The 26,273-nt window shown below is 33.7% G+C and carries 21 protein-coding genes; 12 read left to right on the top strand and 9 right to left on the bottom strand.

Going from position 1 to position 26,273, the window contains the following annotated elements:
• Window position 1: 1 nt before the first annotated feature.
• A complete protein-coding gene (locus VCM48_RS08410) occupies window positions 2-382 on the top strand; it encodes a rhodanese-like domain-containing protein (protein WP_482270228.1) in 381 nt (126 codons plus the stop codon).
• Between the two features lie 43 nt (window positions 383-425).
• Here the strand turns inward: VCM48_RS08410 and VCM48_RS08405 are convergent, their stop codons facing one another.
• The gene (locus tag VCM48_RS08405; RefSeq protein WP_482270227.1) at window positions 426-932 is read right to left on the bottom strand and encodes a hypothetical protein; all 507 of its coding nucleotides are present in this window, start codon (window positions 930-932) and stop codon (window positions 426-428) included.
• A 104-nt stretch (window positions 933-1,036) separates the two neighbouring features.
• A complete protein-coding gene (locus tag VCM48_RS08400) occupies window positions 1,037-3,406 on the bottom strand; it encodes a TonB-dependent receptor (RefSeq protein WP_482270226.1) in 2,370 nt (789 codons plus the stop codon).
• 492 nt (window positions 3,407-3,898) lie between these two features.
• Here VCM48_RS08400 and VCM48_RS08395 point away from each other — a divergent pair, with 492 nt between their 5' ends.
• The 7 genes from VCM48_RS08395 (at window position 3,899) to VCM48_RS08365 (ending at window position 11,127) form a co-directional block, all read left to right on the top strand.
• Window positions 3,899-4,384, top strand: coding sequence for a biotin/lipoyl-containing protein (locus VCM48_RS08395; protein WP_482270225.1), 486 nt, complete (start codon window positions 3,899-3,901; stop codon window positions 4,382-4,384).
• A gap of 1 nt (window position 4,385) precedes the next feature.
• Window positions 4,386-5,822, top strand: coding sequence for an acetyl-CoA carboxylase biotin carboxylase subunit (gene accC, locus VCM48_RS08390; RefSeq protein WP_482270224.1), 1,437 nt, complete (start codon window positions 4,386-4,388; stop codon window positions 5,820-5,822).
• 132 nt (window positions 5,823-5,954) lie between these two features.
• The gene (locus tag VCM48_RS08385) at window positions 5,955-7,496 is read left to right on the top strand and encodes an acyl-CoA carboxylase subunit beta (protein ID WP_482270223.1); all 1,542 of its coding nucleotides are present in this window, start codon (window positions 5,955-5,957) and stop codon (window positions 7,494-7,496) included.
• Between the two features lie 256 nt (window positions 7,497-7,752).
• A complete protein-coding gene (locus VCM48_RS08380) occupies window positions 7,753-8,283 on the top strand; it encodes a hypothetical protein (RefSeq protein WP_482270222.1) in 531 nt (176 codons plus the stop codon).
• Window positions 8,280-9,011 (top strand): hypothetical protein, encoded by a 732-nt coding sequence (locus VCM48_RS08375; protein WP_482270221.1) that lies wholly within the window; start codon window positions 8,280-8,282, stop codon window positions 9,009-9,011. The genes VCM48_RS08380 and VCM48_RS08375 overlap by 4 nt, the downstream gene beginning before the upstream one ends.
• Before the next feature lie 727 nt (window positions 9,012-9,738).
• Window positions 9,739-10,512 (top strand): hypothetical protein, encoded by a 774-nt coding sequence (locus VCM48_RS08370; protein WP_482270220.1) that lies wholly within the window; start codon window positions 9,739-9,741, stop codon window positions 10,510-10,512.
• 108 nt (window positions 10,513-10,620) lie between these two features.
• On the top strand, window positions 10,621-11,127 hold the full coding sequence (locus VCM48_RS08365) for a hypothetical protein (protein WP_482270219.1): 507 nt from the start codon (window positions 10,621-10,623) through the stop codon (window positions 11,125-11,127).
• Window positions 11,128-11,289: 162 nt separating this feature from the next.
• Here the strand turns inward: VCM48_RS08365 and VCM48_RS08360 are convergent, their stop codons facing one another.
• Complete coding sequence (locus VCM48_RS08360) at window positions 11,290-12,261, bottom strand: hypothetical protein (protein WP_482270218.1); 972 nt, start codon at window positions 12,259-12,261, stop codon at window positions 11,290-11,292.
• 738 nt (window positions 12,262-12,999) lie between these two features.
• Between VCM48_RS08360 and VCM48_RS08355 the strand changes: the two genes are divergently transcribed.
• From VCM48_RS08355 to VCM48_RS08345, 3 genes are all read left to right on the top strand, one after another.
• Window positions 13,000-13,479, top strand: a complete 480-nt coding sequence (locus tag VCM48_RS08355) for a hypothetical protein (protein ID WP_482270217.1) — start codon at window positions 13,000-13,002, stop codon at window positions 13,477-13,479.
• Between the two features lie 327 nt (window positions 13,480-13,806).
• The gene (locus tag VCM48_RS08350; protein ID WP_482270216.1) at window positions 13,807-15,084 is read left to right on the top strand and encodes a hypothetical protein; all 1,278 of its coding nucleotides are present in this window, start codon (window positions 13,807-13,809) and stop codon (window positions 15,082-15,084) included.
• Between the two features lie 148 nt (window positions 15,085-15,232).
• Window positions 15,233-16,345, top strand: coding sequence for a YaaC family protein (locus VCM48_RS08345; protein ID WP_482270215.1), 1,113 nt, complete (start codon window positions 15,233-15,235; stop codon window positions 16,343-16,345).
• Window positions 16,346-16,585: 240 nt separating this feature from the next.
• Here the strand turns inward: VCM48_RS08345 and arfB are convergent, their stop codons facing one another.
• The 5 genes from arfB to VCM48_RS08320 all read right to left on the bottom strand — a co-directional run bounded on the left by arfB (window position 16,586) and on the right by VCM48_RS08320 (window position 20,922).
• Window positions 16,586-16,987 carry an alternative ribosome rescue aminoacyl-tRNA hydrolase ArfB gene (arfB, locus tag VCM48_RS08340; protein WP_482270214.1) on the bottom strand — a complete coding sequence of 134 codons (402 nt, stop codon included), beginning with the start codon at window positions 16,985-16,987 and terminating at the stop codon, window positions 16,586-16,588.
• Window positions 16,988-18,532: 1,545 nt separating this feature from the next.
• Complete coding sequence (locus VCM48_RS08335; RefSeq protein WP_482270213.1) at window positions 18,533-19,186, bottom strand: AAA family ATPase; 654 nt, start codon at window positions 19,184-19,186, stop codon at window positions 18,533-18,535.
• The gene (pnuC, locus tag VCM48_RS08330) at window positions 19,147-19,779 is read right to left on the bottom strand and encodes a nicotinamide riboside transporter PnuC (protein ID WP_482270212.1); all 633 of its coding nucleotides are present in this window, start codon (window positions 19,777-19,779) and stop codon (window positions 19,147-19,149) included. Before pnuC ends, VCM48_RS08335 begins: the two co-directional genes overlap by 40 nt.
• Window positions 19,763-20,023: a YkoF family thiamine-binding protein gene (locus VCM48_RS08325; protein WP_121147975.1), complete on the bottom strand. Its 261-nt coding sequence runs from the start codon at window positions 20,021-20,023 to the stop codon at window positions 19,763-19,765. The genes pnuC and VCM48_RS08325 overlap by 17 nt, the downstream gene beginning before the upstream one ends.
• Window positions 20,024-20,295: 272 nt before the next feature.
• Window positions 20,296-20,922 carry a 4'-phosphopantetheinyl transferase family protein gene (locus tag VCM48_RS08320; protein WP_167712452.1) on the bottom strand — a complete coding sequence of 209 codons (627 nt, stop codon included), beginning with the start codon at window positions 20,920-20,922 and terminating at the stop codon, window positions 20,296-20,298.
• 62 nt (window positions 20,923-20,984) lie between these two features.
• On the opposite strand from VCM48_RS08320, the gene ahcY reads away from it, so the two are divergent.
• Window positions 20,985-22,301: an adenosylhomocysteinase gene (gene ahcY, locus VCM48_RS08315; RefSeq protein WP_482270211.1), complete on the top strand. Its 1,317-nt coding sequence runs from the start codon at window positions 20,985-20,987 to the stop codon at window positions 22,299-22,301.
• A gap of 84 nt (window positions 22,302-22,385) precedes the next feature.
• Here ahcY and VCM48_RS08310 read toward each other — a convergent pair whose 3' ends face one another.
• Window positions 22,386-26,210 carry a T9SS type B sorting domain-containing protein gene (locus tag VCM48_RS08310; RefSeq protein WP_482270210.1) on the bottom strand — a complete coding sequence of 1,275 codons (3,825 nt, stop codon included), beginning with the start codon at window positions 26,208-26,210 and terminating at the stop codon, window positions 22,386-22,388.
• Between the last annotated feature and the right edge of the window lie 63 nt (window positions 26,211-26,273).

Raw genomic sequence — 26,273 nt, 5'->3', positions numbered from 1 at the left:
AATGAAGAGAGGTATATTTTTAGTAGGTTTATTTTTAATGATGGTAGTATCGTGTAAACCTCAAACCAAAGAGGCAAAAGATATCACGGTAGAAAATCTACAAGTAGTTTTAGAAAACGAAGATAACGTACAGTTATTAGACGTTAGAACTCCAAAAGAATGGTCAGAAGGAGTTATTAAAACTCCAATTAAAATAGATATTACTGGAGATGATTTTGAAGGAAAGGTTTTAGAAAAGTTAGATAAAACTCGACCTGTATATATTTACTGTCGATCTGGAGGTAGAAGTAAAAAAGCTACCGAACTTTTAGCTGAAAAAGGTTATGAAGCCTATAATGTTTTAGGAGGCTATTTAGAATGGACAGAGAAAAATAAAGAATAAAGAAAATCCCGGGTAGTATACTCGGGATTTTTTATTCATCTAATTAATCTTCAAACATTGTTTTGATTAAAAATTCAGTTTCGTTGTTATTATTAATTATAATGACTTTTTCAAATTTGCCATCAAAATTACTATCAACAAATTTTAATTCTTTTTTTGAGTCATAAATTAACACGAATTCTTCTGGCACTCCATCCTCATCATTATCGAGAGAATAACCAACTTTATCCCCAACTGAATTATAACAATCAGTTTTTTCATAAACGCCATTTTCATTCCTGTCAAAACAAGTTTGATATACTTTTCCATAAGTAGTATAAACTCTAGCAATTTCATAATTGGAATCAAAGTTTACATCAAAAAACTGATTAGATATTTTATTGTTCTCTTTCCAGTAACTAGTTAAGATTTCGTAATTATTTATCCATTTGAAAGAGAAGTTTTTAGAGTCCATTAATAGAGAAACTTCTTTATTTAATTTAAAAGAATAAACCCCAAGTCCGATGCTTGTTAAAGAAAGTAATATTATTAAGATTTCTTTCAGTTTCATAGTAATTTGATTGTTTTTTAATTGAGTAGTCAAAGGTAAAAAGAAGCTTCATAAAAAAACCGAGACAATTGTCTCGGTTTTTTGTTTTTCTAGCATTTTCCCACTTAAAATTTTAACGTTGCACCTACTAAAAAGTTTCTAGTAGCTTGCGGATAGTATCCAGCACCATCAACAGTAGTTGTTGTTCCTGGAGTAGTCCACGTATCGTCGTATGTATAATAATATCCTCTATCAACATATTCTTTGTTAAAAATGTTGTTTACTAACCCAGTAAGTACAATCGATTTAAAAATTTTGTTGGTTTTAATCTCGTACACAATATTTAAATCACTCGTAAAGAATCCTTTTAAAACATCTAAATCAGATACTCTACTATCTAGGTTACTCATAAATTGTTTTCCAACATATTTAGATAAGAATGCGATTTGTATATTGTTAACTGGTCGATAAATTAATGCATTTCCAAAAACGATGTCAGGAGAAAAAGTAATAGGAGTATCTCCTAAATTTTGTAATTCCCCATTAATTTCAGCATTGTAATCCCTATTAATGTTCTTACTAAAAGCAATGTTAGGACGCATAGATACTTGTTCAGATAAAGTAATATCTGCATCAATTTCCAGTCCTAAACGATAACTACTACCACTAGAAGCACGTAAAGGTTCTCCAGTATTTGGGTCAATAGCACCGGTAAGAATTAACTGATTCTGATAATCCATATAGTATACGTTTGTATTTAATCGAACTGTTTTATTAGCCAAACGCCAACCTAACTCATAATCATCTAAGCTTTCGTGTTGAGAATTGCCACCTTCAAAATCATTTCTATTAGGTTCTCTGTTCGCTTTAGCGTACGAAGCATATAAACTATGTTCGTCATTTATGGTATAGGTAAGCCCAAACTTAGGATTAAAGAAGTTATAATCTTTATCAACATCAATAGGAGCTCTATCAGATGTCAATCCTTTCGTTTGATAATTTACAAACCTTCCTTGTACATCAACAAAAGCTTTAAATTGTTCTGAAAGACTAAACGTAGCTTTAGAGAAAACACTCAAATCTGTTTTTTCAGAAGTACTATCGTAGTAATGGTCATTAATATTGGTATTTGGAGCTAAATCGCTTCCCCATATTACTTCTCCATAATGGTCGTTATTAAAGGTACTATAAGAAGCTCCAGAAATAATTTCTAGTTTGTCATTTTTATAAGTAGCATTCGCATTAGCAACATAAAAATGATTGTCTAACCATCTTCTAACAATCACATCACTACCATCTATAATTAAACCATCATAGTCTGCAGCATCACTCCCTTCTTTAAACTGCTCGTAATATCCTTTACCACGCGTATAGTTTAAACCTATGTTGGTAGACCAATTCTCAGATAATTTTTCATTCCAGTGTAATTGGTAGTGATCTTGCCAATAATTATCAGTTTCATTATCGTAGGTATACGGGTTTTGACGACGATCTTCTTTTAGTTCTTCAGGAGTTAAACCATACCAAGCTTGGTAGGTTCTTTCTTTTCCTCCGAAAACTAAGGCTTTAATCAACGTATTATCATCGGTATAGCTACCTTGTAAGAAATACGATTTTAAATCGGTGAAAGCACGGTCAACATATCCGTCAGAATAAATATTAGACAAACGTCCTGCGAACTCAAATCCATTATTTAATTTTCCAGTAGTAAATTTTACGGTATGTTTTCTTGTTCCGTACGAACCAAAAGCATTTGAAATTTCTCCACCAGCTTCTTCCGAAACAGCATCGGTTAAGATGTTTAAACTAGCTCCAAAGGCTCCAGAACCGTTCGTAGAAGTTCCTACACCACGCTGTAATTGTAAACTTTGGGTAGACGAAGCAAAATCTCCCATATTTACCCAAAAAGTACCCTGACTTTCGGCATCGTTATACGGAATTCCGTTAATCGTAACGTTAACACGAGTAGCATCTGAACCACGTACACGAATATAAGTGTATCCAATACCAGCACCCGCATCAGATGAAGATGTTACCGATGGTAAATAGTTTAATAATACAGGAATATCCTGTCCTAAATTACGTTTTTCAATTTCCTTTTTAGTAAGATTTGAGTGTGTTACGGGTGCATCTGCTTTTACACGAACAGCAGAAACCAACACTTCATCTAAAATGGCTTCATCAGAAATTAACTGAAATGTAAATTGTTGATTTTTGGTAATAATAACCTCTTGCAAAAGAGGCTTAAAACCAACATGAGAAACCTTAAATACATAAGTTCCTTTTGAAAGATTTAATGAAAAGTCACCCTTAAAATCGGTAGCAATTCCTTTGTTAAGAGAGGCAACAGTAACAGTAGCACCCACCAAAGGATTTTGGTTACCATCAACTACTTTTCCTGAGAATGTAACCGTTTGTGCATTTGCTGTTAAGGTTGCAAATAATACGAGTAAAAAAGCTATTAGTTTTACTTGTGGTTGTTGTTTGAAAGACATCGGTCTCATTTTATAAAAAAACAAAATCGAATAAAAAGAGGTAATTATTCTTTAGTTAAACATTGAATAATTAAAATTTGTCATTACGAGGAGTTTAGGACGAAGTAATCTTTTCATCAATAAACAGGTTTCTCGTAACAATTGGTTTCCAAATGGCGATTATCGCCTCCCTAAACAGCATTACCTGTTCCAGGTTCGTTGGGTATGATCTCAGCCTATTTTTAACTATGAGTTATAAATGTTGAATTTTAAGTTAACTAACAACTATTCATTAAACACTAATAACTCAAAAAGGCACCCCTTTATGAGAACGATGCAAAGGTAAATATGAAATATGAATTAAGCGTGATAAATAGCTGGTTTTTCTAGGCTTGTTTATAAAAGAATAAGGAGTTATTAAGTAAGTAAAAAAACATTCTAATCAATTTATAGATTTAACTCATGCATTCCATCGTAAATTTAATATTTTAGTGGTGAAAATATCAGATATTTATGAGTAAATCTTTTAAAACGAGCGTTAATAAAACGCATGATTTTGACTTTACTGAAGCGCAAATAGAGACGCTAGATATAGTAGAAAAATCAAAAAATAACTACCACGTACTTGAGGGTAACCAATCGTATCAAGCTACCATACTTCAAACAAATTTCAACAAAAAAACATATACCATTCAAATCAACGGAAATACTTACGAGGTAAGTATTGCTGATGAATTAGATATGTTAATTGATGAGTTAGGTTTAGAAGTAGCAACAGAGAAAAAAGAAAATGATATCAAGGCACCAATGCCTGGGTTAATTGTTTCTGTTGATGTTGAAATTGGTCAAGAAGTGAAAGAAGGAGATGGAATTTTAGTGTTAGAAGCTATGAAAATGGAAAATACCTTACAAGCACCAAGAGACGGAGTCGTAAAATCGGTAGCGATACAAGCAGGTGATAAAGTAGAAAAGAATACGGTTTTAATAGAAATGGAGTAATATGAAAAAGATATTAGTAGCAAACAGAGGAGAAATTGCGTTGCGTGTTATGCGTACGGCAAAAAAGATGGGTATTAAAACGGTAGCTGTTTATTCGGAAGCAGACAGAAACTCACCACACGTAACTTTTGCAGACGAAGCAGTATGTATTGGTCCTGCACCTTCCAATCAATCCTATTTATTAGGAGATAAAATTATTGAAGTAGCGAAAGAGTTAGATGTAAACGGAATTCACCCGGGATACGGATTTTTAAGTGAAAATGCAGCCTTTGGAGAAGCCGTAGCAAAATCAGGAATTGTATTTATAGGACCGAAAACCCATGCAATTGAAGTAATGGGGAGCAAACTGGCTGCAAAAGATGCAGTGAAAGCCTACGATATTCCGATGGTTCCGGGGATTGATGAAGCAGTAACTGATGTAGAATATGCCACGAAAGTAGCGAATGAAATTGGGTATCCGATTTTAATCAAAGCTTCAGCAGGTGGAGGAGGAAAAGGAATGCGTGTTGTTGAAAAAGAAGCAGATATCAAAGAACAAATGCAGCGTGCTATTTCAGAAGCAGAATCAGCTTTTGGTGATGGTTCTGTATTTATAGAAAAATATGTGGGTTCACCACGCCATATTGAAATCCAAGTATTGGCAGATGCCCATGGTAATGTGGTACATTTATTTGAACGCGAATGTTCGGTACAACGTCGCCACCAAAAAGTAGTTGAAGAAGCACCATCGAGTGTGTTAACTCCAGAAATTAGAGAAGCCATGGGAGCCGCAGCGGTAAGAGTTGCGAAAGCCTGTGATTATTTAGGAGCAGGAACCGTAGAGTTTTTATTAGATGAAAACAAGAACTTCTATTTCCTAGAAATGAATACACGTTTACAAGTAGAGCATCCAGTTACCGAACTTATTACAGGAGTAGACTTAGTAGAACAACAAATAAAAATAGCAAGAGGAGAGGAGTTATCATTCACCCAAGACGATTTACAAATTAACGGACACGCGCTAGAGTTACGAGTGTACGCTGAAGATCCGTTAGATAATTTTGCGCCAAGTATTGGTGTGTTGGAAACCTACCAACATCCAGTAGGAGAAAATATTCGTGTAGATGATGGTTTTGAAGAGGGAATGGAAATTCCTATTTATTACGATCCGATGATTTCTAAATTAATTACTTACGGAAATACGCGTGAAGAAGCCATTGAGCTAATGAAGCAAGCCATTAGTAATTATAAAGTAAAAGGAATAGAAACTACGTTGCCGTTTGGAAAGTTCGTATGTGAACACGAAGCTTTCACCTCAGGGAATTTCGATACTCATTTTGTAAAGAAATACTATACGCCTGAGTTGTTAGAAGCAGGATACGAAAAAGAAGCGAAGATTGCTGCACAAGTAGCCTTACAGCAGTATTTAAAAGAACAACGTATTTTAAAAACTTGTTAATACATAATGTGCGTTAGGGATTGCAGCGGCATCCTTTTGTTGTCAGTTCGAGTTTGCGAAGCAAGTATCGAGAACCAACAAAAGATATAGCGGAAAGCCCGACCCTTTGGGAACGCCCAAAAAAGAATATAGATGAAATCTAAAATAGAAGAATTACAACATAAAGTAACCGAAGCAAAGTTAGGAGGTGGACAACAACGTATCGACCGTCATCATCAAAAAGGAAAATTAACCGCACGTGAGCGAATCGATTATTTCTTAGATGAAGGTTCTTTTGAAGAAGTCGGTATTTTGGTAACACACCGAACGACTGATTTCGGAATGGAAAATCAGAAGTTTTATGGTGACGGAGTGGTAACAGGATACGGAACTGTAAACGGACGTCTTGTGTACGTATTTGCACAAGATTTCACGGTATTTGGAGGTTCGTTATCAGAAACACATGCCGAAAAAATCTGTAAGATTATGGATTTAGCCGTAAAAGTAGGAGCACCATTAATCGGATTGAACGATTCTGGTGGAGCGCGTATTCAAGAAGGAGTACGTTCGTTAGGTGGTTATGCCGATATTTTTTACAGAAACGTACAAGCATCAGGTGTGATTCCGCAAATCTCAGCGATTATGGGACCTTGTGCAGGTGGAGCAGTGTATTCACCAGCCATGACCGATTTTACCGTTATGGTAGAAAACTCAAGTTATATGTTTGTTACGGGACCTAACGTAGTAAAAACAGTAACCAATGAAGAAGTAACTTCAGAAGAGTTAGGAGGAGCAAGTACTCACGCAACCAAATCGGGAGTAACGCATTTAACGGCAGCGAACGATGTACAATGTTTGGAAGATATCAAAACATTGTTGAGTTATATGCCACAGAACAATCAAGAAACCACTGCAAAATTACCATTTGAATTAGGAGATGAAACTAGAGAAGAACTAGCCAATATAGTTCCAGATAACGCAAACAAGCCGTACGATATGCGTGCTGTAATTGACGGTATTGCTGATGCTGATTCATTTTTTGAAATCCATAAAGATTATGCTGATAATATCGTGGTCGGATTTGCGCGTTTAGGAGGAAGAAGTGTTGGGATTGTAGCCAACCAACCGATGAGTTTAGCAGGATGTTTGGATGTAAACAGTTCTAAAAAAGCAGCACGATTCACCCGTTTTTGTGATTGCTTTAATATTCCGTTATTGGTATTGGTAGATGTACCAGGATTCTTACCAGGAACCGACCAAGAATGGAATGCGATTATTACCAACGGAGCAAAATTATTGTATGCGTTGAGTGAAGCTACCGTGCCAAGAGTCAGTGTAATTACCCGTAAAGCCTATGGTGGGGCGTATGACGTAATGAACTCTAAACACATTGGTGCCGATATGAATTTTGCATGGCCTAGTGCAGAAATTGCGGTAATGGGAGCAAAAGGAGCGAGTGAAATTATCTTTAAAAAGGAAATTGCCGAAGCTGAAGATCACGAAGCAAAACTAGCAGAGAAAGAAGCAGAGTATGCTGATAAATTTGCCAATCCATATCGAGCAGCAGAACGCGGATTTGTAGATGAGGTTATTTTACCACAAGACACCCGTAGAAAACTAATCAAAGCTTTTGCGATGTTAGAAGGTAAAAAGGTTGAAAGACCGAATAGAAAACATGGGAATATTCCGTTGTAAAAAATAAAGAAATATCAATATTTTTTAAGAGACGCTTCTAAAAAGAAGCGTCTTTTTTTATAGAGGTATTGATCTTATTTGATTTAAAAGAGAATAAAAAAAACTGGTTAAGTGTTTTATTTTTAAGTGTTTGTGTTTTTGTGTGGAAATATTTTTTTAGATTTATAAGAAGATATCAAAGTAACCATTGTTAATTTTTGGCGATTGCTACTTAGTGTCATAGAAATATCATCGGACTCTATAAAACTTAAATCGTATGAAATATGCTCTCTTTTTTATTGTCACAGTACTTTTCTTAGGCACATCATATGCTCAGTCTTCTAACAAGGAAATAGAAAAAAAACTTCAGAGTAAAGTAAAAGATTATTTGCCACTATTGTATCAAGGGCAACCACTTGCGTATGCCAAGTTATTTAGTGAAGATGCAGAAATGACAAATCCATACAAGAAAGGGATTGATGAAATAACAAATTTTATTTCAAGATGGTCTATAGAGCCAACCGAATATGAAGTAGAATTTTACCCAATGGTACAAATTGACTCAAGTTATCTGATGTCTTATAAGGTAACTGAAGCCACAGGAATCCAAATAGAACAAGTTGAAGTTTGGAAATACTATGGAAATGAGCTTAAAATACGTTTTGCCAATGTTGTAATGATTGAACCTAGTGGAGCATCAGGAGGAATAAGTACACAACGCTTTATTTTGTCATCCTTAGCTCTTGGTGTGTTTCTTTTTTTGTTACTGATAGTTTTAAGAAACGCATATAAATCAAAAAAGAGATGATTAAAACTTTCCCAAAACTTAATTGGGGATTGTCCCAATTGAAAAACAATCCTGAAAAGCAATTCTTCCTGCTTACAGGTTTTTGGTATTTTTTTGTGGTACTCGCAGGATTTTCTGATAGTTTTTACTTTAAAAAATCTTTAGCACCTACTCCAAACTATCTCGTTGTACACGGAGTTATTTATTCGGTTTGGACATTTCTATATTTATTACAATCTGTACTAGCTTCTACCAAAAACATTCAATGGCACATGCTGTTAGGAAAGCTTTCTATAATTATCCTTCCTCTACTACTAATTTCTGGTTACTACGCGGTACTTTATAGCGCAGAAGTTAGGGGAGGTGAAGTAAAAGGGAAATCATTAGCCGAAATTGGCTTAGGTGTACTGTTTGTTTTTATAGCATTACTCAAACGTAAAAAACCATTTATTCATAAACGGTTAATGTTAACGTCTATGTTCTTTTTAACCATAGCCGCTGTACAACGATTATTACGGAATTACTGGAATATATCAGATTTTTGGCTCTATTACAGCTTGTTATTTGCCCCTATGATTGCTTTAGTTTTATATGATGTATTAAAGTTTAAAAAAATTAAACTTCTTAGCCTCTTGCTACTAATATTTCTAATACTATATAAATGGCTTACACCAGAAGTATTTTTATTTGAGTCTTCATTAGGTAAAGAACTTATAGAAATTCTTAAAAAAATATTCCTTTGGTACTAGACGAACTTTGTTAGTTAAACAAGAATAATTAAAAGAGTTAAAAAAGAATATCTTTTAATGAAATATAAAATGAAGATAACCACATTTTTAACACGTGTAGGTGATTAATACGGAAAGGTAGAAGAAGCACTTGGTATATAAAAACGTAATTACGAGCCTTTCGACTGTCGCTCAAGACAGGCTAAAACGAAGTAATCTTTATATTTTTAGTTCGAAATAAACAGATTACTTCAGTCGTACCTTCTTCGTAATGACAGAAATTGTCATTTCGAACTGTAGTGGAACGGAAGTGAGAAATCTTAAAGTCGGATGTTAAGGGTTTTCAAGAATGTTTTTGGTTTAAATTAGACAGATTCCTCGCATCGTTTTTCAGACGTTTTTAAACAAGGTTTAAAAATTCCTTGTAAAAGTGTCCTTTCTTTTGGTTCGTTTTCTTTGGACAAGCAAAGAAAATGAAGGCACTAGTTTATCGAGCAATACTATTAAGTATAAAGCTACTCTATACTCAGTTTAATATTACATTAATGATGAATAAAACAACTTTTATGACTTAAATATTTGGTTTAGAGGGTTTCCGTAATTTTTTATAAATATGTTTTTTTAGGTTTATAAGAAATAATAAGAACAACTAACATGTTTTGTTATTCAAACGGTTAGATATAAATGATAGTTGTTTGAAAGTAATGAGTTAGTTGTAATTAACTGGGCCGATTAAAAACATATTAATATGAAAACTTTTTATTCTTTTCTAATAATTATAGTATTAATAATTTGTAGCTGTAAATCTACATCGAAAATACATAAGGAATTTGTACGATATAATACCGAATATACACCTATTGATGCAAATGAATATGGTTGGACAATTCCATATGATTCCTCTGGATTTATAGGTAAAAGAAAGCTGTTATTTGCTTCAAGAGAAGAGAAGCTAGGTTTTTTAAAAAATCAAGGAACTTTAATTTCAATTATTGAAACAACTGTTAAAGGGGATATTAACTTCGGCCCCGCTAAAGCTTCTACTAAAAACTCTTCCTACAGAGTAGTTATGGATTATGCAAAATATAAAGTACATAGAACTACTAGTGGAGATGCTAAAATAGGTATTGGATTAAGAATGGTTGCACAAGTTACAACAACAGAAAATGACATAAATCTAGGGGATTTATTTGCTATTGGATTAGCAGCTCAAGCAAATCATTTACATGGAACATTATCTCTTGATGTTATAGGAATGGACTCAAAAGAAATAACTTATTTATTACCTTTCCAAAGTGAAATAAATAAGACTACAATTCAAAATGCTATGCAAGCTCTAGCTACCATAAAAACTGAAATTTATAATGATAGTACTAAAGTATATCCTCATATTCTTTCAGTCAAGCCAAAATTAACAGGGACATATAATGGGCTTGGAGAATATAACCAAGATGTAAATGTAAAAATAAACGAGGTCATAGATATATTAAGTAAAAAACAATCAAAACCTAAAGAGGACTAATATCTTAAGCCATCGTAGCTAATGTGTAAAACTTTTATTCATAAGCTAAAGAAACATAGTGATATCATTTTTAATAGCACGAAGTAATTAAACTACCAAAAAACAATTATGAGAACTCTTTATATTATTACAATAATTCTCGGATTAATAAGTATTTCATGTACAAGTTATAAAAAGACAGTAGCTAAGGATACTTCAAGTCAAACATCTGATGTATCAACTATTGAAACAAATCCTGACCAATCATCTATTTGGACAAATCAGCCAAGTCCAAATTCAACAAAAATTAAAGTATTAAATGCTGCAATTACATTTGGGTCTTTGCCTAATGGACTTAGTGAAATGGATTATATGGTTGTTGAAAATACAGGTACTTATTTAGTAACTAATGCAATTAGAGTTTTGTCTGACGATGTTAGAGTAAAAGCTTGGGTAGAGGGACAAGATATTATACTTACTTCAGAAGTTCAGCAATACAAAGAAACCGAATTTGGACTTCCAGAACCTTCTGGTTTTGTAAAGTGTGTAAGAGGGAACTCTACATCACTTCCTGATTGCTGGCGGACAATTTTAGTAATAGCTAATAATCTTGGAGGCGATAAACAATACCAATAATTTTAATAAAACCCACAAAAAAAACGTCATTATGAGCCTTTCGACTGTCGCTCAAGACAGGCTAAAACGAAGTAATCTTTATGTTTATAGTTCAAAATAAACAGATTACTTCAGTCGTACCTCCTTCGTAATGACGTTATTATTTTTTATAAAAAATTATTCTTACACATCCGTACTCACCCAATAACTTCCCGTTGAGGTAGTAGACGGATTATATGCCAAAATATTCACTTTGGTACCGTTGGCAACATCCGTTAGTAACCATTCCATTGGCTGATTGTTGATAGCGCCACTTTCCAACTCAACCATATTGCCGTTTAAGGTAACCTCGTCGGTACTAATGTCGAACTGTAGTGTGGTTTCTCCTCTGTTTTCAAAACCAATAAAACTTTCCCTGTCATACGATACCTGAGTAATCACCTTGGTTTCATTAGGCGCTACCTGTCCCACAAAATCAGTAATAGAGCTGCTTCCTGTAGTTGGACGATAGCTATACTGCGCCCTTTTTGCAGGCTCATTAGCAAATACCAACTGAGCCGCATTCATAATTTGAACAAGCGTTGTATAACAATCGTTCAAAGCCGAAATACGATCTTGAGTAATAACCAAACGTTGTTTTTTATACACCTCTTGCTGAGTGTTTGCGTTTTTTAATTCGTCTTTAATTGTTGCCAACTCTTCTACAATAGCTGCAGGCATTCCGCCTTTATTCGCATCGGTCAAATCATCTAAATAGTTTGTAACTACCTTTTCTAACGTTTCTAAAAACACCAACATTTTAGGCTGATTCTTACTCGCATCTCTATAGCCAGTAGTAAACTCTTTTAGCACCGCAGGATTATCAGGAAAAGCCCACATAGCATGACTTTTTATACGATTATACACACGACTTGCATTTTGCATTTCTATCAACACCTTTTGCGTTTCCACTCCTTGTTTAGCCAAGGTACTTACATCGGTTACTACTGTATCTGCCGCATCAATCTGATTTAAAAAAGCAGTTTCATACTCACTTGTAAATCGGGCATTGAAAGCGGTAAAACGCTCCAAATCTTGCGTAAAAAGGTTGTAAATTGTTCGTGCGCTTTCAGCTAAAAAAGCATCTGATCCTTTGAATTTTCTTCTTGTTTCCATATTAATATTTAATTTAAGTTACACGAGAGTTTTTAGGGAAGCGTAATACACGCTACCCATAGGTAATCATAAGAAACAATAAGATTATAATAGCAGGAGAGCCCCTTGCCACTAGTTAAAAATCCATAAAAAATTAGATGGTTTTAGCAATACAATCATAGCATTTTGTTAGTTTCTTTTTCTTAACCACTTCTAAATTATAGTGTTGGGGTATAAAAAACAAATGCGATGGTCAATTTTTGCTTTTTTTTAACAGGCAGACTATCAGAAGTATATCTTTTATACTAGTTGCGAATACTTTTTTTGTGTTATCTATCATTGACATCTTTTCTTAACGATTTAGATTTTACATAGAATAATCTTTTCTAAGCTGTTTTTCTTTTTCCATTGATGAAAAAGAAACCGACTTTGGAGGTTCATGAATTCCTTTGAAAACCAATAAAAATTAATGAGCTAAGCAAAAAATCTAGTCTTAACCTGCCTACACTCAAAAATAATCATCCTCGAACCTAAATTAAAATAACTCGCTATCGCTCAAACAGATTTTAATTTTAACGGCTCTTGCGGTGTTATTTTTGGTTTGCCTGCTTATGGCGAGGTACTTTTTTAGTATTCTCATTAATCAAAGCAATTTGTCTTTCAAAAATAATTCTATAGCTGTCGTTACATTTGTTTGACATTTTTTTGTGTGTTGTATCGAAGTGACAATCCGTTAATACGTAGACCGAGAGCGTTGGATTGAATCCATACAGATTTGAGAGTAGGAGGATAGCTGTAGTATCAGCGACCCATGCCGTGGTGTTAACGGAGCGTGCCGTGATATCAGCGACCCGTGCCGTGGTGTTAACGGAGCGTGCCGTAGTATCAGCGACCCATGCCGTGGTGTTAACGGAGCGTGCCGTAGTATTAGCGACCCATGCCGTGGTGTTAACGGAGCGTGCCGTAGTATCAGCGACCCATGCCGTGGTGTCAACGGAGCATGCCGTGATATCAGCGACCCGTGCCGTGGTGTTAACGGAGCGTGCCGTAATATCAGCGACCCGTGCCGTGGTGTTAACGGAGCGTGCCGTGATATCAGCGACCCGTGCCGTGGTGTTAACGGAGCGTGCCGTGATATCAGCGACCCGTGCCGTGGTGTTAACGGAGCATGCCGTAGTATCAGCGACCCAAAACAGCGATATAAAGAACCGTTACTACTCTAAAAAACAACTTTTATAACCTAAATAGTTGAGCTTATGGGATTCCGTAAGAATGTATAGATACTTTGTATTAGGTTCGCAAGAATTGTAAGAGCAATTAGCTTTTATAATTAATTAACAAAAAACAGTAATTCGTTGATAACTTTACTTTTGATAAAGTATTGGAATTGATATATTTGAGTGTATAAAAATTGCTAAACCTTATGATATTCCATGTTTTTATCGGGATAAAAGAACTAAAGTTTGGTATATAACGAGTTGCCAGTAATTTGAGCACCATCAACAACAAAGAATGTTTGGAATAAGAAATAAAATTAACGATGACTCTCTATATCTATTAAATGATATGGTTGAGAACCAAATGAAAACAGCCGAAAAGGAACTTTCAGAATGTTCGGCTGAAGATACAGAACAAATCCAAAAATTAGAGGCTCAAATTGTAATGTATAAGTCTGCATTAGAAAAATTCGAAGCTGATATTGAAGCTCAACTGAAAGAAAAATTTCAATTTTCAGTTGAAGAACTGTATGCAATGTATGGTCAATATGATAACAAATATATTTCAATCGAATTTCATAAATATACAGAATCTGCACAAAAGTTTGGGAGAAGTATAGCTGGAGTAATTACTTACTATAAAAGAGAAAGAGAAGAACTCGAAAAAGCGATTTCCGAGGAAAATGTTCCAAGAACAAATGGAATGGTAAAAATCGATTGTTCCACTCACGAAAAATTGACAGATGACCAAAAAGGCGAGTTAATTAATGACGGATTTAAAAGTGGCGATATTTACCAAGTTTCTGCTTCTGATTATTATATGGAGAAATCTTTTAATCAAGAAGGAAGAAAGGAAATACCGAATACAATTGAGGTCAAATTTGACCCAACTGGAATGGACCCAAATAGAATGTTCTTATGGTTGTTCAGTCAAAGAATAAAAAACGGAGGACAACTGATTGAAGAAGAATGGGCTAAATTTTGTGGCTTCTCTTTATTTTATGAACCAGCTTCAATTGAATTTGATTTAGTAAAACAAATAGGATTTGACGAAGATGGAAATAAAAAATACCTCGTTAGATTTTATGAACTTGAAGCTAAAATTTACGCCAAAGAAGCTAATCAAGAAGAAATCAATGAATTTAGCCAATTTCTAAAAGAAAGAAGAGCTGTAAGAACAGAAGCAATTAAATATGAAATTAAAAGGTCAACTAATAAAACATTAGAAAAATTTGAAGTAGAATATCCAGAAATTTATACTGAAATTCAAAAGTCACTTGTACAATTTGAAAGTGAAACATTGGTTTACCACGAGACAGTGACACCTATATTTTGGGATTACCAAAGTTTTCTACATATTTATTTAAGACATTGTGATGAACTTGAAATCGAAGGACATTTTGAAAAGAAAACCAATTTTCAATATAGTCAAAAAGATATTCGCAAAATATTAAAAATAGCAATTGAAGATTTACATTTAAAAATAAACGAGAAACTAAAAGAAGGAAAAGACTTTAGAATTTATGGAGATAGGTCGTTGTACTTTAACGGAAATCATTATTCGCTACATATTGCAAGTAATGGAAAAGTACTCGCTTTTCATCCTATGGAAAATCCAACTGAATAAAAACTACTGGCAACACCGTGTATAATTAATTGCTTGGTTCGTGCTTACTTACGAAAATACTCGCGGATTTTCTATTCGGTTTGTATTTGCTAAATTAGATGCTTAAAACACGCAACCATATACAAACATGTTGTGACAAATTAGAAATATGAAATATGAAAGAATATTTTCTGAAGCACCAAAATCTTCTATTTGGGATAGAATAGATATTCTTACAACCATAAATGGAACGAAAGAAGCCCTAAAGTATAAATGTGAAAAACAAAATGTTCCTATCAATGAAGAATTAATAACTAATAAAGCAAAAGGAATTGCATTTTGTTTGAGAAGTGCAAAAGACTTATTTAAACAGTCGAACTCGAAAAATTTGACTCCTAGTTTGATATCTTTATACTACGGAACTTACAATTTATTAAGTGCAATATTAATTGGAGACATTAGTAATGAATTAACTCTTGAAAGTGTAGAAAAATTTTCAAAGAATGGAGGACATGGACTTAAGTCTATCTACCAACCTGAAACCGAAAATTTAGCTAAAGATGAATTCATTTATTGTTGTAATAATGGATTTTATAAGGAAATCTTAAAAAATTTTGGATACAAAGTAAACGAAATAGTTACTCTTAAAAATTATTCTAAAATAGAAAAGGTTCCTGATGAGGAAAAGCAAAAGCTAATTTCTCTGAAAGACCTACTTTCTAGAGTACCTGAACTTAAAAACATTTATGTTGAGCTTTTTAAAGAACAACCAAATTATCTAAATTTTTATGGTACAAAGAATTACGAAAAAAAGGATAAAGATTACTATCATATAGCGGTAAATGAAAACCAAAATTCTTATTACTTAAATTCTGATTTGATTAATGATATTTTAAGTATTCCTAGTGAATATAAATTCGAGTATAAAAAAGAGAGACCTGATTCAACTCTTGATGAAAGGTTTTATTGTGAAAACATTCCTGAGGATTTCATTCAGAGAGTACCTAAATACCATTCACCAATCGCGATTAATTGTTCAATAAAACCTATTTTAGGAATTGACGATGTATTATTAATTTATTTTAAAACGTTTTATATACTTAGTATATGGACAAGGTATCGACCTAATCTTTGGAGAGAAGTTTATGAGGGTAAATATGATAATTATAGATCTCTTTTTAGTATTTTGACTGAATCAGCTGAAAGAATAATCCCAAACTTATTTCTAAACAAATTTTATGGAAGAACTTTTACTTTTGCTAGTCATTCATATTACTCTTAATAAACTTGTCACAACAATGTATAAGAAAACATAGGGATTTTGAGTTTAATCGAAAGTTTTATGATTATTTGCAAAGTCGCCAACTATAAAATTTGGCGTTTATTAGAAAAAAAGATAAAAGCAAAATATTTATATTTGGCTTAGTAACAATCCGAAACGTATACCTTACCACCTGCCCTACGTTTCTTATACGGTATGTTGGTAAGAATAAACACGAGCATTGTAAGTTATTTAATAACCCTAAAACCGAAATTTTTTTCGGTTTTCTTTTTTTTCAGCCTGTTGTTTTTTAGCATCCAATCGTTTGGCAATCGCTGCTTTTTTAGGTTTGGTAGCTTTGCGTACTTTAGGTACTACCAAGGCTTGTGCTAAAAGGTTAAAAAAGCGTTCGGTAACCAATTCTTTATTGCGGTGTTGTGAGCGGCTTTCTTGTGAGCTTAGTATGAGTGTGTTTTCTTTAGAAAGTCTGTTGGCTAAGTTTTTAAGGAGTAGTGTTTTTTCTTTGTCCGAGAGTCCTAACGAGTCTTCAATAGTATAACTTAATTCTACTTTAGAGGATACTTTGTTAACATGCTGTCCGCCCGCACCAGAGCTTCGTACGGCTTTAAAGTTGAGTTCTTTTAAAAGTTGTTCTTTGTTCATAGTGTTTGTGAATGTCTCAAATATAGGGAATCTATTGTTGTTTGTAAAGGGGGCTTACTAATCGGAGTGACTCTTATTGGTGAGAGTTGGGAGTTTTAAAGGGTATTCGTAACTAGAATTAAGCAGATTTCTCGCTATCGCTCGAAATGACAAAATGTACGTCATTTCGAACTGTAGTGGAACGGAGGTGAGAAACCGTAAGGTTCAGCGGAGCTAAATCTCAAAGTTGAGAGTTAGGAGTTTTAAAGGGTATTCGCTACTAGAATTAAACAGATTGCTTCGTTTCACTCGCAATGACGGAACTTGTCATTTCGAAGGAGTGTGCGACTGAGAAATCTCAAGGTTCAGCGTAGCTAAATCTTATGGTTGGGTGTTGGGAGTTTTAAAGGGTAGTAGTTACTCTTATTGATGAGATTCCTCCTCCTTCGTCGTTCGGAATGACGTTCAGGTTGTTTATATCATATCAAAACAATTAATAACTGTCATTTCGAAGGAGTTTGCGACTGAGAAATCTCAAAGTCGAGTGTTGGGAACTTTAAAGGGTATTCGTAACTAGAATTAAACAGATTTCTCGCTATCGCTCGAAATGACAAAACGTACGTCATTTCGAAGGAGTGTGCGACTGAGAAATCTCAAAGTCGAGTGTTAGGAGTTTTCAAGAGTGTTTGAAACTAGAATTAAGCAGATTTCTCCCGTTGGTCGAAATGACGAATAGTAATGACGGGATGTTTTTGAGTTTCGTCATAACGAGGAGTGCTAACGACGTGGTTATCTTTTTGTCGACAAGCAGATTGCTTCGTTCCACTCGCAATGACGGAACTTGTCATTTCGAAGGAGGTTACGACTGAGAAATCTCAAGGTTCAGCGGAGCTAAATCTTATGGTTGGGTGTTGGGAGTTTTAAAGGGGAATAGTTACTCCTATTAGTGAGATTCCTCCTCCTTTGTCGTTTGGAATGACGTTTAGGTTGTTTATATCATATCATAACAATTAATAACTGTCATTTCGAAGGAGTTTGCGACTGAGAAATCTCAAAGTCGAGTGTTGGGAGTTTTCAATAGTGTTTGAAACTAGAATTAAGCAGATTTCTCCCTCTGGTCGAAATGACGAATAGTAATGACGGGATGTTTTTGAGTTTCGTCATAACGAGGAGTGCTAACGACGTGGTTATCTTTTTGTCGACAAGCAGATTGCTTCGTTTCACTCGCAATGACGGAACTTGTCATTTCGAAGGAGGTTGCGACTGAGAAACCGCAAGGTTCAGCGGAGTTAAATTTTATGGTTGGGTGTTGGGAGTTTTAAAGGGTAGTAGTTACTCTTATTGATGAGATTCCTCCTCATTCGTCGTTCGGAATGACGTTTAGGTTGTTTATTTCATATTATAATAATTAAAAGCTGTCATTTCGAACTGTAGTGGAACGGAAGAGAGAAACCGCAAGGTTCAGCGGAGCTAAATCTCAAAGTCGAGTGTTGGGAATTTTAAAGGGTATTCGTAACTAAAATTAAGCAGATTTCTCCCGCTGGTCGAAATGACATTTAGCGATACTTACATATCGTAATTAGGCGTGTCGGGTGATTGGTGCATGAAGTGCATGTCTAAATCGGTAAGGGTGTCGGAAAAAGAGTATAAGTTTTCTTTTTTAGTGAGTAATTCATCAATAATTGCGACCGCTTTTTTCAATCGGGTTTCTTTGTCGCCTTTTAACAATACATACGGACGGTTGTATTTTTTCAACGCATTTTCAAAGGCTTTAAACATTTCCAAACGTTGCTCGGGTCTGTCCCGTAAATCATCGGCTTCCCAAGGCGTATCGATATAGGTTAAGAAATAAATATCGTAGGTGTTTGCAATAGCAGCTTCATCTAATTTCGGATCTACGAATCCGCCATAATACTCTTCAGAATATACTTTGGTTTCCAATAAATCGGTATCGCAGATGAGTACCTTATCCGCTTTTTTAGCCAATTCATTTTCCAAGCCCATTTGTCCTTCAGCAATCGGAATCAAGTCTTGCTGCTCACAAGTTTTACGTTCGTTGTTCCACTTATCTTGTAAGTATTCACGCGCAAATTCGGGAGCCCAAACAGTATTGTAATGACGCGCTAACTGACCAGAAAGTGTTGTTTTTCCTGTGCTTTCAGGTCCAAATAATACCACCTTTACAAGGTTGATGGGGTGTTGTGTAAGTGCTTTTTCCATGCTAAATATCCTGCAATTGCAATAAAGGTAAATAATAAATATTGAAAACTGGTAAAGGTAAATCCTTTGTAAAAGTACAGTGGAACGGAGATAATATCGCCAATAATCCAATAAATCCAGTTTTCTATTTTTCGTTTTGCCATCAGCCACATTCCTACAAAGAAAATGGCAGTAGTAAAGGTATCTACATAAGCTGTCCAGCTCGTCCATTTATCAAAAACGGTATAAACAGCATAGACGAAAACTAAGGTGGCTACAAATATGGCTACGCTTTGTTTTTTTTCTTTAGAGGTGGTTCTAGAGATAGGAGTTACATGGGTGGCGTCTACTTTTCGTGTCCAGATATACCAACCGTATACACTCATAATAAAGTAGTAACCGTTAATCATCATATCGCCTAACAGTTCCCATTTTAATAGGAGGTATACAAAAATAGCGGTGCTTATCATCCCCGTAGGGAATACCCAAATTTTATTCTGTTTAGAATACCAAACGGATAAAAAACCAAAGATTACCGCAATAATTTCTAGCCAAACATCAATAGGATTGTAATCAGCATACTGCCCAAAAAGGAAATCAAAAAGTTGGCTCATAATCGCTACGATCGGTTTTTACGATTTTCATAAATAGCAATCCGTTGTCAATTAATTCAAAAGTATTTTTTAATTCAGAAGTAACTAAACTCATCACGGTATCATAATCACCATACACCTGTGTACTCAAAGGATTCTCTAATACGGTCAATCCCGAGGCTCTTAGTTTTTTGATGAAATTGATAATTGGTTCTTCAAATTCGTTCTGAAGCGGACTTAAAGTCAATTCTACGGATATTTTCATGGTTGTTCCTAATTAGAAAGATGCAAAGTTACTAAAGTTAAGTTGTTGTTGCATGGGAAAGGTTTTTGGAGTTTTTCAAAGTTTCAAAGATGCAGAGTTTTGTAGTGGCAAAGTTCAAAGTTTTGGAGTAGTAGAGTTTCAAAGATGCAGAGTCGTGGAGTTACAGAGTTTTTTTAGTTGCAAAGTTTTTAGAGATGCAGAGCTTCAAAGTTTCATAGTAGCAAAGTTTTTGGGTTGTAGAGGTTATGGAGTAGGAGAGTGTGATACATATTTTAACAAGCGCATACGCAGGTGAATCCTTCCATTTCTAAAAAGTGGATGTCGTATTCTGAGGTTTGTCCTTCGTATAAAATTTTTCCAGTGGTTTGATTGGTGTCAAAAGAGAAATCTTCAATATAAATGTTTTCTAAGAAGAGCAATTTTTTCTTTCCATAGATTTTATACAAGCTTTCTTTGGCGCCCCAAACAATGGTTAATTTGCTTACCAAAGCATCGTGGTTGGCAATAGATTTGTATTCTTCTATAGGAGTGAATTTGTGTGCGATTTTTACAATTTTGTCGCGTTGCATTTCAATATCTATTCCCACAGGTTGTGTATCGGAAATAATAATTGCCGAAAAGGTAAATGAATGGGTTATTGAAATAAATTTGCCGTCTTTTAAGTGTGGTTTTCCGTAACCATCGTAAAGTAAGTCATCATCGGTGTAGCCAACTTCTTTTAGTAAATGACGGACGCTCATAAAGCCTCTTTGGTGTAAATCGGACTTCATGCCGTTTACTCTTTGTTGATTTCCTTTTGTTAAAGAAACGCCGTTAGAAAGTTGTTCAAAAGATTCTTCAATCTTCCAAATCAATGCTTTAGCATGGTTGTTTACCGTTAATGTTTTGTAAAGAGGCATATTTTAGAAAGTTATTTCGTAATTTTGCGACTCAAATTTAAGATACATAAATATACAAAAATATGAGCACAAAAACCGCGACATATGTTCCTTACAAAGTTAAAGATATTTCTTTAGCTGATTGGGGAAGAAAAGAGATTGAATTGGCAGAAGCTGAAATGCCAGGGTTAATGAGTTTACGCGAAGAGTATAAAGATGAGCAACCTTTAAAGGGAGCAAGAATTGCAGGATGTTTACACATGACGATTCAAACTGCGGTTTTAATTGAAACGTTACAGGCTTTAGGTGCTGAGGTTACTTGGAGTTCTTGTAATATTTTCTCTACGCAAGATCAAGCTGCTGCTGCTATTGCTGCTGCTGGAACTCCTGTTTATGCTTGGAAAGGTATGAACGAGGAAGAGTTTGATTGGTGTATTGAACAAACATTATTCTTTGGTGAAGATAAGAAGCCATTAAACATGATTTTAGATGATGGTGGAGATTTAACTAATATGGTTTTAGATAAATATCCTGAGTTAGCATCAGGAATTAAAGGTTTATCTGAAGAAACTACTACAGGGGTGCACCGTTTATACGAGCGTATGAAAAACGGAACGTTACCAATGCCTGCTATTAACGTAAATGACTCGGTTACTAAATCGAAGTTTGACAATAAGTACGGATGTAAAGAATCTGCTGTAGATGCAATTCGTCGTGCTACTGATGTAATGTTAGCTGGTAAAAGAGTAGTGGTTTGTGGTTATGGTGATGTTGGTAAAGGTACTGCGGCATCTTTCCGTGGAGCTGGTTCTATCGTTACTGTTACTGAAATTGACCCTATTTGTGCGTTACAAGCTGCAATGGACGGTTTTGAAGTAAAGAAATTAGAAACTGTTGTAGGAAATGCTGATATCGTAATTACTACTACTGGTAACAAAGATATTGTTCGTTCTGAGCACTTCGAAGCAATGAAAGATAAGACTATCGTTTGTAACATCGGTCACTTTGATAACGAAATCCAAATGGGTTGGTTAAACGAAACATACGGTGATACTAAGGTTGAAATTAAGCCTCAGGTTGATAAGTATACTGTTAAAGGAAATGATATTATTGTATTAGCTGAAGGACGTTTAGTAAACTTAGGTTGTGCTACAGGTCACCCAAGTTTTGTAATGTCTAACTCTTTTACAAACCAAACGTTAGCGCAAATCGAATTATGGAAAAATTCTGATGCATATAAAAACGAGGTGTATATGTTACCGAAACACTTAGATGAAAAAGTAGCAAAATTACACTTAGCTAAGATTGGTGTTGAGTTAACTGAGTTACGTGAAGACCAAGCGAAATATATTGGTGTAACTGTTGAAGGTCCATACAAACCAGAACACTATAGATACTAGATTCTTAGAGTCAAGATTTTTAGAATCAGGAATCAAGATATAAAAAATCCCGCAACTTAGTTGCGGGATTTTTATTTTAAGGTATTATTTTCTTAATAAGCTAAAGTTACCCTTTTTTTGTATGATATTGCCTTTTGGATCAACAAGCTCAGCTTTAAACCAATAATCATTTGAAGGTAGCTGAGTACCTTGATATAAACCATCCCAACCTCGCTCATCTATTGCAAGCTTTTTTATTAGTTTCCCATACCTGTCAAAGATTAGAACTTTCCCATTAGTGTAAAAACTCTTATCAATACCTAAAATGTGCCAAGTGTCGTTAATTCCATCATTGTTTGGGGTGAAAAATTTAGGATAACTAATAATAGAAGTTTCAAAAGATAGTACCCCACAACCATTTATATCATTAACTAAAACGATATACATACCTCCTTTTAAATTGTCGAAAAAAGGTGTTTCTTGGTAATCGTATATAACGTTTAGATCAGAATCTAATAAACTAAATTCATAATTTCCTAATCCAATATTTTGTGTGTTAATTCTGATACTATTGTTATCTGAATCGTCTGTAACTTCTAGATTGTTAATAGTGATATTAGCAATATTAGATTCTCTTATTTGAATACTTTTTACTTCAGATTCGCATCCAAACTCTGTGGTAGCTGTCACAAAATATATGCCTTCTTTAGAAACTTTAAGGTTAATAGAGTTACTAATTGATGTTCCCTCAGCGTCTTTCCATTCATAGGAGTAATTACCATTAGGGTTTTTAACCCTAATCTCTAGAGGAGTCGTACTATTTGTACAAAAAATAGCTTTACTGTCTAGATGAAAATTAGGTTTTTCTCTTACTACGAAATCAATAGTTGCTTCATCAAAACAACTTGTGTATTGAGGGTTTTCAATTCTTACTTTTATAGTTTGTGTACTCGTAGTAAATGGATTGGGTAATGGACTAGGTAATGGGATGTTATTACTGTCAAAGTATTTTATAATCATTCCTGTTTGAGTTCCTAGAATTGTATTTTCAATGCTAGAAGTATCAAAAGAGGCTATTCCGTCAAAATCGTCATCACATTGTTTTTGTATAGAAATAGGGTTTATAACAGGTACTGAGTTTACAATAAAATCAATAGTAGTTTCATCATAGCATTGTCCATTTAAGTCTTTTGAAAGTGTGTTAATTATCCTTGCCTTGATTGTTTGTGTGGTTGTAGAAAAAGGGTTGGGTAGTGGACTAGATAAAGGATTATTATTTTCATCAAAATAACTAACAGTTACATCAGTTTGATTACCAATAATTGTGTTTTGAATTGAAGAGGTGTCAAAATCAAATATTCCGTCACTATCATTATCACACTCTGGATTTATAGTTACTGCATTAGCAATAGGTGTTTTTTCAACATTCAACGTTATATAATGTCCAAGACCTAAACAATCATTATTCAATTCACTATCAACTCTGACATAAATATTTTGTTTATTTGGAGAACTAGTATTTTGATAATTTGTGATATCTGTTATTTCATTCAATTCTGACAGGGCATCTGTTTCATTTCTATAATATTTAATAATTAGTTGTTGACTAGAAGGGAACAAATCTTTTATTTCTAGAGAAACTGAACTAAAATCAAAAGTAGCTATTCCGTCATCAGTGTCTATTCCGTCGTCACATTTATAAAAAAATTTTGAAAAAGTAGCAGGGATTTGGGTTGTTGAAACTATTAGGTTTACTTCGCTTAATTTATAACATCCATAGTTGTTTTCTACTCTAGCCCATATTTTATCATTACTAACAGTTTGGTTAGTATATGTAAAGAGATTAGATATTGGATTTACATTACTTTCTGCTGAAAACTTTTCTTCAAAAAAAGTAATTGTATAATTTTCAGGGTTTAAAATTATTTTAAGTTTAGCTTCATTTAAGTTAAAGTTAGTAAATCCATTAAGATCAATGTTGTCGCACTGTTTTAATGAAACAGAAGGTTCTATGTTTGGTAATTCATTTATTTCAATAATAAATGATGTTTCTCCAGATTTTGATGGGTCAGATAAGTGTTCTACTTTTACATAAATAGTTTCTTTACGAACAGAATTTTTATACTCTTTAGGGTTTGAAATTTCGCTTGTTAAGTCTATATCTTTATAATATGATATTTGATAATCTGATAAAGGTCCATTAATTAAAATTTCATCTTGATTTTGTGTTAAATCAAGTTTAATAATACCGTCGGTGTCTGTCCCAAAAGAAGTGTTATCACAAAAAGATAAATCAGGTATGTTTTGATTAATTGAATTGCCTATAATTATACCACAGCTTTCATTAAATTTTGTAATTGTACCATCTGTCCCGTTTGTATTATTTTTATTAATAATGTGCCCGAAGTTTTTATAATTTTCTGGACTACTATTATTAGTGTAAAAACCAATATTTCTACTTATATAGTAGTTATTGTTAGTGTCTTTAAAAAATCCACTTATTCTATCTTGATAAAAAAATCTTTGGTTATTAATTCCGTTACTAACAAGGCGTTTTATATTTCCTTCAAGATCATAAATGGCTAAAAAATAGTCGTTAGTATAAAAAGAAGCTTTAATATTTTTTCCATTAGTACTTAAAAATTCTACTTCAGTAGATATAGAGTCAAAATTTCTTACTGTACCAACCGTGATAATTTCATCATTAGATTTTATAATTTTATATCCAGTACCAGAATATGAATGTGTAGCCCCTTTAATCCATTCACAAATTCCATTAGTATTTACTTTAGCTATAAAAAGTGTACCTACTTTCTCTGAAGTTATTGAGCCATCAGTGTTTTCAAAAACCTGATGAGGAGAATTATCATAATGTGCATCGTTAGAACCAGATATGTATGAATTACCTTGGTCATCTACTGCCATAGACCAAGCTCGTACACCATTACTCACGGGATCATTTAAAAGACTTTTTACCTTCCATAAAAATTGCCCATTCTTATCAAACTTTATTAAGAATGTTTTTGTAGGGTAACTACTCCAAGTGATAATGTTTGGGTTGTTAGTCATTCCTGCCGAATATATTTCTGCATTGGAACTACAATAACCAGTTACATAAATATTATTATTTTCATCACTTCCAAGGTCTATTAAAAACTCCCTATTGGGACCTGAAGTTTTAATACCAGTATACCATAGTAATTTACCTTCAGAATTTATTTTTAGTAAAAAACGATTAACATAATTACTGTCATTTCCCATTTTTTCAAAGTTTGATAATTTGTCAGTAATATGTCCATTTAAATAAAGATTAAATTTAAAATTATTGTAAATTGAAATATCTCCACTCAATAAGATATTTCCATCTTCATCAATATTTATTTTTTTGCTAAAAATATTATCAATAGTAATATGCCATAAAAGCTCACCATTCATATTAAGTTTAACAATAAAACCAGATGAAAAGTTTTCGGTGTAGGTAAAAGTTGTTTGTGTTCCTTTAGAATCAAAAAAAGTACCACGAAATGAATATCCAATAACATATATATTTCCTTCTTTGTCTTCTACAGATCCAAACATTACGTCTCTATATGAATTAATATTTTTTTCAGTATATACAATCCACTTAAGATTTCCGTTGTAGTCGTGCTTTGTTAAATAACTCCCATCTTTATCTTTTAAATTGTTGTAGACATTATTATCATTTGAGTCAAAAGTTTGCTTATTGTATTGACCTGTTGTTAAGAATCCACCATTTACCTCTTCTAAATCAGTTGTTTCAGGATCATGATAACCAGGGTATTCATTATTGTTATATTGACCATTATAAATGTCAATACCGCTGTTAATTAGTGTCCAACAATTATTACTGTTTTGTGCATTAAGAAATAAATTGAATAAAAATACAAAGTAGAATAGTTTCTTTTTCATAATTGGCAAAACTAAATAAAAAGACAGATAAACAGTAATTAATTTTTATTATAAAAAATTAAA

This window comes from Tenacibaculum sp. DPLXC6 (assembly GCF_056815515.1).
The sequence above is the reverse complement of the archived record's forward strand: the minus strand, read 5'-3'. Positions and strand labels throughout refer to the sequence as shown.

Bases quoted from the DNA above. Each gene is read 5' to 3' on its own strand.
- VCM48_RS08410 (WP_482270228.1), top strand. From the start codon at position 2: ATGAAGAGAGGTATATTTTTAGTAGGTTTATTTTTAATGATGGTAGTA.
- VCM48_RS08405 (WP_482270227.1), bottom strand. From the start codon at position 932: ATGAAACTGAAAGAAATCTTAATAATATTACTTTCTTTAACAAGCATC.
- VCM48_RS08400 (WP_482270226.1), bottom strand. From the start codon at position 3,406: ATGTCTTTCAAACAACAACCACAAGTAAAACTAATAGCTTTTTTACTC.
- VCM48_RS08395 (WP_482270225.1), top strand. From the start codon at position 3,899: ATGAGTAAATCTTTTAAAACGAGCGTTAATAAAACGCATGATTTTGAC.
- accC (WP_482270224.1), top strand. From the start codon at position 4,386: ATGAAAAAGATATTAGTAGCAAACAGAGGAGAAATTGCGTTGCGTGTT.
- VCM48_RS08385 (WP_482270223.1), top strand. From the start codon at position 5,955: ATGAAATCTAAAATAGAAGAATTACAACATAAAGTAACCGAAGCAAAG.
- VCM48_RS08380 (WP_482270222.1), top strand. From the start codon at position 7,753: ATGAAATATGCTCTCTTTTTTATTGTCACAGTACTTTTCTTAGGCACA.
- VCM48_RS08375 (WP_482270221.1), top strand. From the start codon at position 8,280: ATGATTAAAACTTTCCCAAAACTTAATTGGGGATTGTCCCAATTGAAA.
- VCM48_RS08370 (WP_482270220.1), top strand. From the start codon at position 9,739: ATGAAAACTTTTTATTCTTTTCTAATAATTATAGTATTAATAATTTGT.
- VCM48_RS08365 (WP_482270219.1), top strand. From the start codon at position 10,621: ATGAGAACTCTTTATATTATTACAATAATTCTCGGATTAATAAGTATT.
- VCM48_RS08360 (WP_482270218.1), bottom strand. From the start codon at position 12,261: ATGGAAACAAGAAGAAAATTCAAAGGATCAGATGCTTTTTTAGCTGAA.
- VCM48_RS08350 (WP_482270216.1), top strand. From the start codon at position 13,807: ATGGTTGAGAACCAAATGAAAACAGCCGAAAAGGAACTTTCAGAATGT.
- VCM48_RS08345 (WP_482270215.1), top strand. From the start codon at position 15,233: ATGAAATATGAAAGAATATTTTCTGAAGCACCAAAATCTTCTATTTGG.
- arfB (WP_482270214.1), bottom strand. From the start codon at position 16,987: ATGAACAAAGAACAACTTTTAAAAGAACTCAACTTTAAAGCCGTACGA.
- VCM48_RS08335 (WP_482270213.1), bottom strand. From the start codon at position 19,186: ATGGAAAAAGCACTTACACAACACCCCATCAACCTTGTAAAGGTGGTA.
- pnuC (WP_482270212.1), bottom strand. From the start codon at position 19,779: ATGAGCCAACTTTTTGATTTCCTTTTTGGGCAGTATGCTGATTACAAT.
- VCM48_RS08325 (WP_121147975.1), bottom strand. From the start codon at position 20,023: ATGAAAATATCCGTAGAATTGACTTTAAGTCCGCTTCAGAACGAATTT.
- VCM48_RS08320 (WP_167712452.1), bottom strand. From the start codon at position 20,922: ATGCCTCTTTACAAAACATTAACGGTAAACAACCATGCTAAAGCATTG.
- ahcY (WP_482270211.1), top strand. From the start codon at position 20,985: ATGAGCACAAAAACCGCGACATATGTTCCTTACAAAGTTAAAGATATT.
- VCM48_RS08310 (WP_482270210.1), bottom strand. From the start codon at position 26,210: ATGAAAAAGAAACTATTCTACTTTGTATTTTTATTCAATTTATTTCTT.